General features: G+C 50.2%; 9 protein-coding genes and 1 pseudogene. 4 read left to right on the plus strand and 6 right to left on the minus strand.

Translation table 11 applies throughout. The annotated features are described in order from the left end of the window. From ACOJS8_RS12300 to ACOJS8_RS12315, 4 genes and pseudogenes are all read right to left on the minus strand, one after another. A pseudogene (locus ACOJS8_RS12300) lies at positions 1 to 304 on the minus strand (mechanosensitive ion channel protein); the annotation flags it as partial. A gap of 243 nt (positions 305 to 547) precedes the next feature. After that, positions 548 to 1,975, minus strand: coding sequence for an efflux transporter outer membrane subunit (locus ACOJS8_RS12305; protein WP_420148837.1), 1,428 nt, complete (start codon positions 1,973 to 1,975; stop codon positions 548 to 550). A gap of 2 nt (positions 1,976 to 1,977) precedes the next feature. Continuing rightward, on the minus strand, positions 1,978 to 5,157 hold the full coding sequence (locus tag ACOJS8_RS12310; RefSeq protein WP_420148838.1) for an efflux RND transporter permease subunit: 3,180 nt from the start codon (positions 5,155 to 5,157) through the stop codon (positions 1,978 to 1,980). Positions 5,158 to 5,220: 63 nt separating this feature from the next. Continuing rightward, entirely contained in the window at positions 5,221 to 6,345 is a 1,125-nt protein-coding gene (locus ACOJS8_RS12315; RefSeq protein WP_420148839.1) for an efflux RND transporter periplasmic adaptor subunit, read from the minus strand. 600 nt (positions 6,346 to 6,945) lie between these two features. On the opposite strand from ACOJS8_RS12315, the gene ACOJS8_RS12320 reads away from it, so the two are divergent. Continuing rightward, complete coding sequence (locus ACOJS8_RS12320; RefSeq protein WP_420148840.1) at positions 6,946 to 7,737, plus strand: exosporium glycoprotein BclB-related protein; 792 nt, start codon at positions 6,946 to 6,948, stop codon at positions 7,735 to 7,737. A 102-nt stretch (positions 7,738 to 7,839) separates the two neighbouring features. Here ACOJS8_RS12320 and ACOJS8_RS12325 read toward each other — a convergent pair whose 3' ends face one another. Further along, positions 7,840 to 8,208 (minus strand): hypothetical protein, encoded by a 369-nt coding sequence (locus ACOJS8_RS12325; protein ID WP_420148841.1) that lies wholly within the window; start codon positions 8,206 to 8,208, stop codon positions 7,840 to 7,842. A 94-nt stretch (positions 8,209 to 8,302) separates the two neighbouring features. Further along, entirely contained in the window at positions 8,303 to 10,531 is a 2,229-nt protein-coding gene (locus tag ACOJS8_RS12330) for an FG-GAP-like repeat-containing protein (protein WP_420148842.1), read from the minus strand. A 100-nt stretch (positions 10,532 to 10,631) separates the two neighbouring features. Here ACOJS8_RS12330 and ACOJS8_RS12335 point away from each other — a divergent pair, with 100 nt between their 5' ends. The 3 genes from ACOJS8_RS12335 to ACOJS8_RS12345 all read left to right on the plus strand — a co-directional run. Beyond that, positions 10,632 to 11,957: a UDP-N-acetylmuramoyl-tripeptide--D-alanyl-D-alanine ligase gene (locus tag ACOJS8_RS12335; RefSeq protein ID WP_420148843.1), complete on the plus strand. Its 1,326-nt coding sequence runs from the start codon at positions 10,632 to 10,634 to the stop codon at positions 11,955 to 11,957. Positions 11,958 to 11,992: 35 nt separating this feature from the next. Then, complete coding sequence (locus tag ACOJS8_RS12340) at positions 11,993 to 12,640, plus strand: GDSL-type esterase/lipase family protein (protein WP_420148844.1); 648 nt, start codon at positions 11,993 to 11,995, stop codon at positions 12,638 to 12,640. 257 nt (positions 12,641 to 12,897) lie between these two features. Further along, positions 12,898 to 14,462: beta-N-acetylhexosaminidase (locus tag ACOJS8_RS12345; RefSeq protein ID WP_420148845.1), on the plus strand; the 1,565-nt coding region annotated here is incomplete at its 3' end.

Raw genomic sequence — 14,462 nt, forward strand, 5'->3', positions numbered from 1 at the left:
CCAGATTTTTCGCATCAATTGTGTTTTTGTTCGTCTGCACATCAACGGAAACGGGCGCTACATTCCGTTTAATCTCAGCCAGTCCCGCCCGGATTCGGGTGATGCCGTAACTTTTTTTGTTAGCCGCCTTGATTTCGGTAATAACGGACTGTGCTTTCTGAATTTTAAAAAGTAACGTATCGGGAATGGTTTGCCCCGAAGACTTAAGTTGAACCGTGGTTGTATCCTGCGCTATAGCTACAACAGGCGCAACCAGTACAAAGACGATGAGCAGAATTTGCGTGAAAAAGTTTTTTCCTGACATGCAGTCGTAAAAGAGTTGGCTTATCTAAACAACCCGAATACAGGCTATCTGGTTGTAACACCTCCTTTACCTAATAACGCAAAACCGAGTGTAGTAGCCTCAACAGTCCTGAATTTCTACCCACTAAAACATTAGGACGGCTACGTCTGCCGCATTTGAAATCAATACGATTTCATACGCTTACCAATCAACATAAAAACTTAATAATTAGCTATTTAGCAGAAAACTCTAGCACTGTAACGACTAATACCAACCGCCCCCTAACGAGCGATAGACCTCAACCATGGCACCAAGTCGCTGGCGTTTGATATCGGCCAGTGTCAGTTCGGCCTGGAGCGCATTCGCCTGCGCCGTAATCACTTCCAAGTACGTAGCCATCCCGCTTTTAAACAGCAGCTTGGCGTTGTTTATAGCGCCCTGCAAGGTTTGCACACGCACCATTGCCACGCGTTCCTGCTCCTGTAATTTTTCGTTACGTGCCAGCGCATTCGCTACTTCCGTAACGGCTGTATTCAAACTTTGGCGGAACTGAATCAGAGCAGCATCCCGTTGAATTTGAGCCACCTCAAGTTGGGTTCTGAGCTGACGACGCTGAAAAATGGGCTGCGTCAGACCCGTCGCCAGATTATAAAACAGGGAATTAGGGAGCGCAAACCAGTTTCCTGCCTGAAACGAGTTCAGACCACCCGCACCCGTAATTGTCAGCGCCGGGTACAGACTCGCCTGAGCTGCTCCAGTTCGGGCATTGGCCGCTACCAGCCCCAGTTCACTAGCCCGCACGTCGGGACGATTACCGAGCAACTGGGCCGGTACACCCGCCAGCAACGTATCAGCCATTGGGTAGGTCGTCAGCCTATTCCCCCGCGCTACGGTTCCCGGCCAGTCGCCCAGTAGTTGACGAAGGCCATTCTGTTCAATGATCAGTGCTTGCTCCAGTTGCGAACGTAGCAGATCGGCCGTTTGCCGTTGCGCTTCGGCCTGCTGTACAGCCAGTTCCGTTACGTCGCCCGATTGCTTCTGAAACCGCACAAGCCGCACAATCGTATCGCCAAGTGCCAGATTACGTTTCGCTACGTCCAGTTGGGCATCCAGCAGCAGCACGTTAAAATAACCGGTTGCTACGTTAGCTACCAGATTCGTCCGAACCGCTTTGGCGGCTTCCTGGGTTTGCAGAAACGTAGCAATCGTCGCTTCGTTCTGCCGTCGGATACGTCCCCAGATATCCGCTTCCCAGGTAAAACTCACGTTTGCGGAGTAATCCTCCAGATGCCGCGTCCCAATAAAATTTTCCAGGCTTAACCCGTTCAGGCTATTGCGCGAGGGTGTCACCGTAGAGGCAGCAATCTGCGCATTCACGGCGGGGAGCAGCGCGAAACGCGTCTGACGGACATACGCCTGATTTTCCTCAATTCGTTTGAGGGCTACCTGCAAATCAAAATTGTTTGTCAGTGCGCTTCCAATAAGATTCTGCAGTTCAGCATCCCGGAAAAACTGCCGCCAGGGAATTTTGGCGACACTGAACGTATCAGCCTGTGTTTGCTGACCGTACTGTTCGGGTAGCTGCGTGGCCGGTCGCTGGTAATTCTGGCCAACTTTACAACCCGAAAAAATAAACGTAACGGCAAAAAAAGTAAGCGTAACGCGATACGATGAAAAAAACGTTCGCAGCATGATTAATTACGATTTAGTGGTGCATCGGCAAAGGCTTCTTCAGCCAGTGCCCTGCGTTCTTCGGCCGTTTTTGGCCGACTGATTTTCTCCTGAATTCCCTGAAAAATGACAAACAGGACGGGAATGATAAACAAGCCCAGCAGTACGCCGGTCAGCATTCCGCCCGCCGTACCGATACTGATGGAGTGATTTCCTTTGGCCGATGCGCCCGTGGCACTCATCAGCGGGATAAGCCCAACGATAAAGGCAAACGACGTCATCAAAATTGGGCGAAGCCGCAACCGGGACGCTTCCAGTGCCGACGCTAACAAACCCATGCCGGCCTGCCGTCGCTGAACGGCATACTCAACAATCAGAATCGCGTTTTTGGCGAGCAGACCAATCAGCATGATCAACCCGACCTGTACGTAAATATTGTTGTCGATTCCGGCGAAATTGATGAACGCAAAAACGCCCAGAATACCCGTGGGAATGGATAGCAAAACGGCCCATGGCAATACATAACTCTCATACTGAGCTGCCAGTAGAAAGTACACAAACACCAGACTCAAAATGAAAATCAGGCTCGATTGACCGCCAGCGGCAATTTCTTCACGCGTCATGCCGGTCCATTCGTAGGTGTAGCCAATGGGCAGCTTCTGTTTCGCCACCTCTTCCACCGCCCGAATCGCATCACCCGAGCTATAGCCAGGCTTGGCCATCCCGTTGATCATCACCGACGTAAAGAGGTTATTTCGCGTAACGGCTTCGGGTCCATACACCCGTTTCAACGTAACGAAGGTCGTCATAGGCACCATCTGCCCCGTCGAATTTTTAACGTAAACACTGTTCAACGACGACGGATCGGCGCGGTACGGTGCGTCGGCCTGCGCAATAACGCGGTAGAATTTGCCGAAACGGTTAAAATCTGACGCAAACGTACTACCGTAATACACCTGCATGGTTTGCAGAATATCGCTGGTCGATACGCCAAGTTGTTTAGCTTTCTTTACGTCCAGTTCCAGTTCAAACTGGGGTGTACCCGTATCGAACGTAGTAAATGCGGCTGCAATTTCAGGGCGTTTCTGCACTTCTTCAATAAACGCATTGGCCGTAGCACTCAGCTTATCAAGCGAGCCACCCGTTCGGTCCTGCAAGAGCAATTCGAAGCCATCAACGTTACTAAAACCCGGTACGGTGGGCATAGTAAACACATCAACCCGGCCCTCTTCTACACCTGCCACTTGTTTGCTCACCGTATCAACTACCTGTTGCAGATCTTTCACGGCGCCCCGCTCTTCGTAAGGACGCATCTTCACAAAACCAGCGGCATACGATGGGCTGGCGGAGTTGGCAATCATATTAAACCCGCTGATTTCGATGTGTTGTTCAACGGCCTGCGTTTTGTGCAGAATGCCTTCAATTTTATCGGCCACTTTCTTGGTCCGCTGCAACGATGCGCCCGCCGGAAGTTTCAGCGAATAGGCGATAAAACCCTGATCTTCTGAGGGGATAAAACCGCTGGGTGTTGTCCGCATCAACCAGACCGTAACAGCCGTCACGAGCGCCAGCCCGCTCAATCCTACCCATTTATGACGTATCAGAAACCGAAGACCGCCCACGTAGCGGTTTGTCAGCGAAGTAAAGCCCGCATTGAATGCATCAAAGAATCGGTTCAAAAATCCTTTTTTTGTATGCCCCTCCGCGTGCGGATTTTTCAGCAGTAAGGCACAAAGCGCCGGGCTCAGCGTCAGTGCGTTCACCGCCGAAATCAGAATCGCGATGGCAAGCGTAAACGCAAATTGCTGGTAAAACACACCCGCCGGACCGTTCATGAAACCCACCGGTACGAATACGGCCGCCATTACCAACGTAATAGAAATAATGGCACCCGAAATTTCTTGCATGGAACGTAACGTAGCGGCCCGCGCCGACTGCCTACTCTTCTCCATTTTGGTGTGAACCGCTTCGACCACCACAATCGCATCATCGACCACAATCCCGATGGCCAGCACCAGCGCGAAAAGGGTAAGCAAATTGATCGTAAAGCCAAACAACTGCATGAAAAAGAACGTACCGACAATGGCCACCGGCACCGCAATGGCCGGAATGAGCGTCGAACGAAAATCTTGCAAAAACAGGAACACGACGATAAACACCAGCACAAAGGCTTCAATCAGCGTGTGCGTCACCTGATCGATGGATTCATCGAGGAAGGTTTTGGTGCTGTAGCCAATCGTGTAGTTGATGCCTTTCGGAAACGCACCTTTGGCCTTGTCCATAATGGCCAGAATCGCCACCTGGATATCGTTGGCATTGGAACCCGCCATCTGATTGATCGCAATTCCAACGCTGGGCCGACCATTCACCCGCGTATCGCCACTGTAAGTAAACGAGCCAAATTCAATCCGCGCTACGTCTTTCAGCAGAATGGACGACCCATCGGTATTTGCTTTCAGAACGATGTTTTCGTACTGTTCGGGCTGATTCAGCTTGCCTTTGTATTTGATCACGTATTCAAACGCTTCCTGACTGTTCTCGCCAATTTTACCAGGCGCGGCTTCCAGGTTCTGTTCGCGAATGGAAGCCATCACTTCCTGGGGCGACAAACCATACGCAACCAGCCGATCGGGCTTCAGCCAGACCCGCATCGAATAATCTTTCACCCCGAACACCATCACCTGTCCCACCCCGTTTACGCGCTGAAGCTCAGGAATCAGGTTGATTTTGGCGTAGTTCTGCAAAAATGTTTCGTCGTACACATCCTCGTCGCTATTCAGGTTGAGGATCATAATCATGCTGTTTTGCTGCTTCTGCGTCGAAATCCCCGCCTGAATGACTTCGGCAGGCAACAGACTTGTCGCTTTGGCCACCCGGTTCTGGACGTTCACAGCCGCCAGGTCGGGGTTGGTGCCAAGTTTGAAATAAATGTTAATCGCTACCGACCCATCATTGCCCGACGACGAAGTCATGTAGGTCATATTTTCGACCCCGTTAATCGCTTCTTCGAGCGGAGTAGCCACGGAACGCGCAACCACTTCGGCATTGGCGCCAGGGTACGATGCCGCCACCTGCACACTGGGCGGAGCAATTTCGGGAAACTGCGTAACGGGTAACGTAACAAGCGAGATAACGCCCAGAATGACCAGCAGGATGGAAATAACTGTAGCTAGTACCGGACGTTCGATGAATAATTTAAGCATGGTTTTGCTAAAAACGTCCTGACCATATAGGCCGATCAGAACGATGGATACACCAAAAAATCACTAAAGCGCGCGATTAGTCGCCAGACTGTCGGCAGCAACGAGCCGGGGCGTAATCGCATCGCCATCACGGAGTCGGTCGATACCCTCCCGAACGATACGTTCACCTGGCTGAATACCTTTGGTAATCAGATAGAAGTTGCCACTCTTTCCCGCAATCTGAAGGGGTCTGCTAACCACTTTGTTGCTGTCGGCTACGGCAAAGACAAAGACCCGGTCCTGTCGCTCGAACGTAGCTTCCTGCGGCACAACAACAGCCGATGGATGCTGCTCCGGAATACGAACGCGCCCGGTAATTCCAGAACGTAGCAGTCCCTGCGCATTCGGAAAAACAGCCCGAAAACTAATGGCGCCCATCGTTTTGTCGAATTGTCCCGACACCATTTCGATCCGGCCTTTCTGCGCATACGCTTTCCCATCCGCCAGCACCAGATCTACAGGAGGCAACTTCCGGATTTTGTCGTCCAGACTACCACCCGATGCCTGTTGCGTGAAACGCAGAAAATCGACTTCGCCCATCGAAAAATAAGCGTAGATCTCGTGGATATCCGATACTGTTGTCAGGGGCTGCAGCTCCGTCCGTCCGACCAGGCTACCGGCTTTGTACGGCAAGCGACCGATGTAGCCGCTCGCTGGCGACGTAATAAGCGTCCGGTTCAGGTTGACATTGGCGCTACCAACCATCGACCTGGCCTGCTCAACATTCGCTTTCGCAGCCGCATAAGCCGACTGAGCCGCTTTAAGCTGAACATCAGACACTACGTTGTTTTCAACTAAGGGTGTTAATCGGGCCACTTCAAGCGCGGCTTTGTCCAGGTTGGCTTTGGCCGCCAGCAACGTAGCGTTAGCATTACCTACCTGCTCCCGATACGTGCGGGTATCGATGCGAAACAAAGGCTGCCCCTTCCGAACGGCGGCTCCTTCATCAACGTAAATTTTTTCCAGATACCCTTCTACCTGCGGGCGAATATCGACGTTTACGCGCCCTTCCAACGTAGCAGAAAATTCCTGATACGTAGTAACTGAAGCCGTTTTGACCTGCACGACAGGTAAGGTAGGAATTTGAGTCGCCGTTGATGTTTCCTGACTTGATGAGCCGCAACTGAACTGGCTTAGCGTTAAAATCAAGCCTACATAAAAAGAAGACAGTCTGTTTATAGAATGGTGAGCGTACATGAGGTTGTATAAGCAGTCGTCTAGGAGAACAGCAATCGTGGCCAATCTATTCCTGTTCATTAAAAAATAATTAAACTAGACCCACCAAAGCCCTGTTTTAGTGGAGTAAATGAGCAATAACCACAGGCAATCACAGCGACTACTTACCACAAAACTTCTCGTTCTCCCCTGACGACATAGGCACAAGCCTGGGACTCACTGCGTTTTTGTTTTAGCCTAGCCGGTTAAACGCATTCCTTATTCGATCTCCATCCTTTTGTTACTCAAAAAAATTATAATCTATAAAAACGTAACATTATTTGAAATTATTAAACTAAAATAGCAATTTTAGTAAACCTTGTTACCAATTATACATTTAAGAGTAATTAGTTCCAGACAAGGCAATTCGTTGAAGCTGTTTAGACTTTCTTCCTGAGTGACAAATACATCAATTGTTTGGCCCTTTTACCCCTAAATCCCCTAAAGGGGACTTGGCTCACTCGCAGACAAAGTCCCCTTTAGGGGATTTAGGGGTAAAAGGGCCAGAAAAATAAAAGTTTAAACAGGATCGTCATGATAAACGTAATATCCTTTGGCCTTACATTTTTTCTTTTGCTGGTCGTCAGGGTAAGTATGGCTCAGGTGGGTATTGGTACGACAAGTCCTGACCCGAGTGCTCAGCTGGAAATCAGATCGACATCGAAAGGTTTGCTGATTCCCAGAGTGACGAGTACGACCAACGTAACAGCGACCGCCGAAGGCTTACTGGTGTATCAAACGACGGCACCGGCTGGGTTTTATGTCTACAAATCGGGCAGTTGGATGCGGCTGCTTACCACCGAAGATAGTGGTGGTTCTTCGTCGGGAACCATTATTCCGTACGCGTCCGGGATGCCCGTTACCATGCTAACCGGGCCAACCCGAGCGGCTAGTCTGCCCGGCTTCGGCAACGCTGCGTCGACGGTTTATATTATCAATGGGGCAATTGACCTTTCTGGCGGTGGCGGAAACCTGCTTCATTTTGCCTTCCCTGCCCCCCGATCGGGTACGATCACGTCCATCGCTGGTTTTTTCAGTAGTACTGCTACGTTTACGGCTACAACCCCTGTCACGATTACAGCACAAGTGTATCAGGCAACCGGTTCTTCGTCGTCATTCACACCGATCTCGGGCGCCGTTCTGACGCTGACGCCTACTTTGTCGGGCACTGTGTCTGTCAATACTACAGGTGCTGGACTTATATCCGGCCTTTCCATACCGGTTACGGCCGGAACTCGTTTGCTGCTCGTATTTACGGCGTCCACCTCAGGTTCTACGGTGATAGCAGTAAATGGCTATGTCAGCGGAGGAGTAACCATTAACTGATTCCAGGATTTATCAACAAAAAAGGTATTCAGAGGAACATAGCTCTGAATACCTTTTTCGGACCCGCTGTTTCGCGAATGATTTTACCCGTATCAATGGCGATTAGTATCGTTCATTGCCTTCATCCTCTTCCTCAGCGAGTTCAATGATTTGTTCGTCGATGTCGTCGTCCGATAGATCCTCGTCATCATCTAACTCATCCGTAAACTCATCGATTTCTTCATCATTCGATATTTCATCGGTAGCATGGCGCGCCGTAACGTTATCCGTATAGAGCAACGTATCAGAAGCCTCATCGTTGCCTGGATTCATAATATCCGGATGATTGTTGACGCCCAAACCCGCATAAACGACAGAATCCTGCTCATCGTCGTTTAAAGGCATACGGTTGTGCTGGGGCGACATACCTTCCAGTGGACCACCCGAATCTTGATCGACACGCTGTTGGTCAGGGTTGTTCGTATTTTCCATAGCGATTAATGGCTGGTGGTAATGACTGAAATTGCTGCGTATTTTCCATCACCAGTCATACTCACTAACCACGAACGGCCGAAAGAGTTTTCGACTATTTCAGCACAATTAGTTTCTGTACCTGTGTTGGTCGGTTCTCCGCAATAAGCCGAATCAGATACGTGCCACTCGCTACGTTCTTCAGATCAACGACGGTTTCCACGTTAGCCCGAACAGTTTGCCCCGAAAGCACAACCTGTCCGGTGAGCGATAGTACTTCTACCGTCGCATCGTAAAATGGCCGAATAGTCAGGTACCGTTCAGTCGGATTCGGAAACGCCCAGGAACCAGTCGGCTCTTCCTCTATGCCCGTAACTACTTTCTGCGATGTATTCCTCAGATACCGTAATCCGCCCGCTACGCTACCCAGAATCAAATCAGGCAGTTCGTCGCCGTTAAGATCAGCGACCGTAGCGATCAAACCCATTCCGGGAAACCCAATCGACGGCAGCGAATCCAGTAATGTAAGCGCCTTATCGACCGGATTCGGAAACTGATATACCCGAACCGTTCCGTTATTGGCCGCCAGAATCAGTTCATTCGTTTGATCACCGTTTATATCGGCCACCACAATCGAGCGGGCGCGGGCATAGGTGAGATCGTTAATGGTAAAGCCTCCAAACGCTTGATTTTGTAGTTGAAATACAGGCGTTACGGCCGAGCCCGTATTGCGGAAATATTCAATCGTACCGTACTCTTTACCAATCAATACGTCCTGTTTCCCATCCTGGTCAATATCCGTTACGGTGAGCAGGTCGCCGGGCGTAAATCGGTCTGGAACGGGCCATAACGTAGCACCAGTCAGGTTATACTGGGGAGCAACCCCCTTTGCGGCAGCATTTAGCAGTACGCGAATTTCCATGCCACTGGCGCCCGTAGCCGTAATGACCAGATCCAGGCTACCATTGGCGTCAACATCCACAAATGAAGGCATTACGTTAGTCAGCTTCAGCGATTGATTGATGCCGAGATAGTCTGTCGTAACCAGCGAAAATGACGGTGCCTGCGTAGTGCCCTTATTCTCAAATTGCCAGATTCCACCTTTATAATTCGTACCAAAACCGACGCCATCGTACCCAACCAGCAAATCCATATCACCATCGCCATCAAGATCAGCCAGTGCGGGTGCGGCCCGTTCGCCCAGGTCAAGCATATCCCTCTGTAAAAAATCTTTCTCTGCCAGTTGAAAATTGGGTTTTGCCGACGTACCCGTATTTCGGTAAAACCAGCCCGACGCCCGAAAATCGAACAATTGGTTTTCGTTTAGACTCACGTTCGGCGATGCTAACAGATCTTTCAGCCCATCACCATCTACATCTTCCAGAAACGTAGCCGGAAAAGCCGGGAACAGAATCGGGTTGGCCGCCGGAAATAAGCTATCGTAACTAACAAAGTTGGCTTTCTCGTTATTAGGACCTGCATTACGTAGCCGGGCAATATTTTCACAGGACACAAAGCCAAACAGCAAATCTTTCAGCCCGTCGCCATCCGTATCAACCACCGTCAGCGTATTACCCGTGTGCATAGGGCGGGCACTGCCCGTACTTAACCCCACCCGGCCTGACCCATCGCACTGGATGCCAAACACAAAATCATTGCAGTATTCTTTTTGAAAATGCCCCCAGCACAGGTTTTGGTAGCGTTTAAAATCCAGCCCTCCTTTCTGGCCGGTACGTTCAACACTCATGTTCTGTTGGTAAGCAATCAGATTTCCCGTCACGTCGAACGTAATGATATCAATGTCGCCATCGTCGTCATAGTCCGTAATCGCCGGTATATCTACGCTGCTGATATAAAGCTGAATTTTTCCGCTGTACCCCTCGGTCATGAGCGGGTTCGCGACCAGTTTAAAGGCTAGCTGTCCATTCTTCGACTCGTTGTGGTACACCAGTACGTTGCCGGAGCCAGGCGTAAAAATGTCTTTCTGTCCGTCCTGATCGTAATCGACCAATAATATCCAGCCACTTATAGCCGGGAAAGCTGTTTCGTATTCAGGAGCATGTTGCCAGACAATTCCGGTTCCGGCAGGATTGTCGACCGCGATGAACGTACTGATTTTGCTCGTTGTCCGATCATACACCATCAGATCATCGCGCGCATCGTTGTTCAGGCGTATGGTTGAGTATTGCGTTGCATTTAATCCACCCGCCCATGGATTCAACAGCGACCGTCTGTTAACACTTACTGGCGGAGTTGGGTCGTACTGAAAGCTAATCTTTCCACCCGATTGGGCGTAGGTAAGAAACGGAATAAACAGCAAACAAAGCGTAAACAGCTTTTTCATCTAATTTTGGCTATTACTTGAACGCACAGAGCGCAGAACATCCTCTTTTTAATGAGGCTGTATGCCCTCTGTGTTTAGAAAACGATTAAAACGGTTGAATATGCTGATTACCACCGATCAACTCTATCATAAATTTCTGGAATGTACCGGCGTATCGACCGACACCCGCCGTATTACCCCCGATTGTTTGTTTGTAGCGCTCAAAGGTGCCAATTTCGATGGTAATCAATTTGCCGAACAAGCCCTTGCTTCAGGCGCTCGCTACGTCCTTGTCGACGACGTAGCGGTGGCGGAACGCGACCCACGTTGTTTGCTGGTAGCCGACGGTCTGACGGCGCTGCAAGACCTGGCCCGCCACCACCGGCAAACGCTCAGCATACCGGTTATTGGCCTGACAGGATCGAACGGAAAAACGACAACGAAGGAACTGATCGCCAACGTATTAGCCAAAAAATACCGCACCTACGCAACCGTCGGCAATCTGAACAACCACATTGGCGTACCGCTCACCATTCTGTCGCTCAATGAGCAGCACGAACTAGCGGTGGTCGAAATGGGGGCCAATCATCAGAAAGAAATCGAATTGCTGTGTACCATTGCTCAGCCTACGCACGGACTGATCACGAACGTAGGAAAAGCACATCTGGAAGGCTTCGGCGGTATTGAAGGCGTTCGGAAGGGCAAAGGCGAACTGTACGATTATCTGGCCCAGAACGGACGTACTGTTTTTATCAACTCCCGCGATAAAACCCTGATGGCGATGTACCGCGAACGCCTGAAAACACTACGTTCCGAATCGGTTTTTGCCGAAGTCATTTTTTATCCAGCCGTTGAATCGCCAGCCAAGTCTGTCGAACTGCTTCAGGAGTCGCCGGTTGTGGTTTACCGCGATTCGGCCGGTCAGGAAATCACTACGCATCTGCCGGGTCGTTACAATTTCGAGAATATAATCGGTGCACTGGCCATTGGCGAGTATTTTGGCGTTACGTCCGACGAGGCCAACCACGCTGTTGCCAATTATAACCCAACCAACAACCGGTCGCAGGTAATTGCGAAAGGCACAAATACCGTATTGCTCGATGCGTATAATGCGAACCCGAGTTCGATGGCCGCTGCGATTCGTCAGTTTGCGTCGATGCCCGCCAAACGGAAAGCGGTTATTCTAGGCGACATGTACGAGCTGGGCAATGAAAGCGAAGCAGAGCATACTGCTTTGGGAAAACTGATTGCTGAAAGCAAATTCGATCTGGTCATTCTGGCGGGAAAAGACATGCATTACGCGCTCGGCTATCTACCCAAGGCGTACTACTTTCCGGATAAATTTTCGCTGCATAACTGGCTGATGGACAATCCCATGACCGATACGCACATTCTCATAAAAGGTTCGCGGGGCATGAGTTTGGAAACCGTTGTGCCTTTTATCTAATGAACAACGTGCATTGTATCACTATTCATTTTCTCATGAAATACTTCTGGATTATTAGTTTATTATTTGTCAGTGTCTGGGCGAATGGGCAAACGAAACCGGCATTTGAAGACGAAATTCTGGCGTTCGAAAAACTCGACAAAGTTGCCCTGATGGCCCCCAATCCGATTGTATTTACGGGTAGTTCGTCCATTCGGCTGTGGGAAAATCTGGGCGAATCGTTTCCCAAAAAGAACGTAGTAAATCGGGGATTTGGGGGCTCACAGTTGACTGATGTGCTCCGTTACGCCGATCGGGTCATTGTACGTTACCAGCCCAAACAGGTTGTGCTCTATGCGGGCGAAAACGACGTAGCGTCGGGCGTGAGCGGTCAGCAAACCTACGAACGCTTTGTGGCGCTGTTCGAGCACGTCCGCCAGAAACTACCGAACGTAGCGTTTGCCTTTATTTCGCTGAAACCCAGCCCGTCGCGCCGGAAATATTTTGCTCAGATGGACGTAGCAAACCAGCTTATCAAAGAGTACCTGCGCAAGCAACGTAACACCGAATTCATTGATATCCGGCCCGTTATGCTCACACCCAGCGGCCAGCCTGTTCCTGAACTGTTCAAATCCGACAGCCTACATATGCTCCCCGAAGGCTACAAACGCTGGACAAGCGTAGTACGTCGTTACCTGAAATAATCTTTAGCCTATCAGCAATCGACTTATACCTATCAGTCGATTGCTATTTTTTAGCCAATTTGTGCAAACGTTTTCGCAAGTGCCGGCTGTTTTGACGGTTTGGCTTTTTCGGTAAAATACAGCCGCATTTTACTTCTTTTTGCTCGTAAAAAAGGCAAATGTATCTGCCTGGCAGGAGTCGGGGAGCGGCTGTTATTGGTATATCCGACAGCAATGGAATGTACCTTTGTTCTTCAAACGTTCTAATCCCTTCGCTCATGAAAAAACTGCTTATCTGTCTGATCGTCACGTGTCTGGTGCAAGCCAGTCTGTATGCACAGACCAGCAAATACGCCATTGTTCCAAAGCCGGTCTGGCTGGATGAACGTAGCGGTAGTTACAGCCTGCCGACCAAACTCACCATAGGCGTACAATCGGGCGATGCCGAAGTAAAGCGCATTGCGCAGATGCTGGCCGATCAACTGACCAAGTCGACGGGCGTAGCCTCAACTGTTACGTCGGGCAAAGCGGCTAAAGGCATTTCGTTTGTAACCACATCGAACCCGAAGCTCGGTACCGAAGGATATGCCCTGACCGTATCGCCCAAACAAATCGTCATTTCAGCTCAAAAACCACAGGGCTTTTTCTACGGCGTGCAGTCGCTAATGCAATTGATGCCAGCCGCCGTTTTCAGTCCGACAAAAGTTGATGGCGTTACATGGACGGTGCCCGCCTGCGAAATCGAAGATCAGCCACGCTACGGGTATCGCGGTTCAATGCTCGACGTTGGCCGGTATTTTTACCCGGTTCCGTTCATCAAAAAGTACATCGATCTGCTGGCTAAGCACAAAATGAATACGTTCCATTGGCATTTGACGGAAGACCAGGGCTGGCGGATAGAGATCAAAAAATACCCCGAACTCACGCAAAAAGCGTCGATACGTCCGGCTACGATGGTTGGGCATTACCGCGATCACAAATACGATAACAAACCATACGGTGGTTTTTACACACAGGATGAAGTTCGCGACGTAGTGAAATATGCGCAGGAACGGTTCATTACGGTGATTCCCGAAATTGAAATGCCGGGGCATTCCGTTGCTGTACTATCGGTTTATCCTGAGTTAGGCGCCAACCCCGACCGCCAGCTTACGGCTAGTACGACCTGGGGTGTTCACGATCAGGTGCTTTTCCCCCGCGAAGAAACCTTTACGTTTCTGGAGAACGTATTGACCGAAGTAATGTCGCTTTTCCCGAGTCAGTATATTCATATCGGTGGCGACGAATGCCCGAAAAAAGAGTGGAAACAGAGCAAGTTTTGTCAGGATCTGATCAAGGCAAAGGGACTGAAAGACGAGCACGAACTCCAGAGCTACTTCATTCAGCGGATCGACAAATTCGTTACGTCGAAAGGTCGGCGGATTATTGGCTGGGACGAAATTCTGGAAGGTGGCTTATCGCCGAACGCTACGGTTATGAGCTGGCGTGGCGTAAATGGTGGCATTGCAGCCGCCCGGCAGAACCACGATGTGATTATGAGTCCTACTACGTACTGCTATCTGGATTATTATCAGGCCGATCCGAAAACGCAGCCGGTCGAAATTGGCGGTTTCCTGCCACTCGAAAAAGTGTATAGCTTTAATCCGTCCGTATCCGATAGCCTAACCGCCGAGCAGTCGAAGCACATTCTGGGCGTACAGGCCAATGTCTGGTCGGAATACCTGCCCACTACGCACTACGTTGAATACATGGCCTATCCGCGTCTTGTTGCCATTGCCGAAACCGCCTGGACGCCCGGAGAGGCCAAAAATTTTGACGACTTCAAGCAACGACTGGACGCTCA

It is taken from the genome of Spirosoma sp., assembly GCF_048594605.1.
Lineage (GTDB): Bacteria > Bacteroidota > Bacteroidia > Cytophagales > Spirosomataceae > Spirosoma.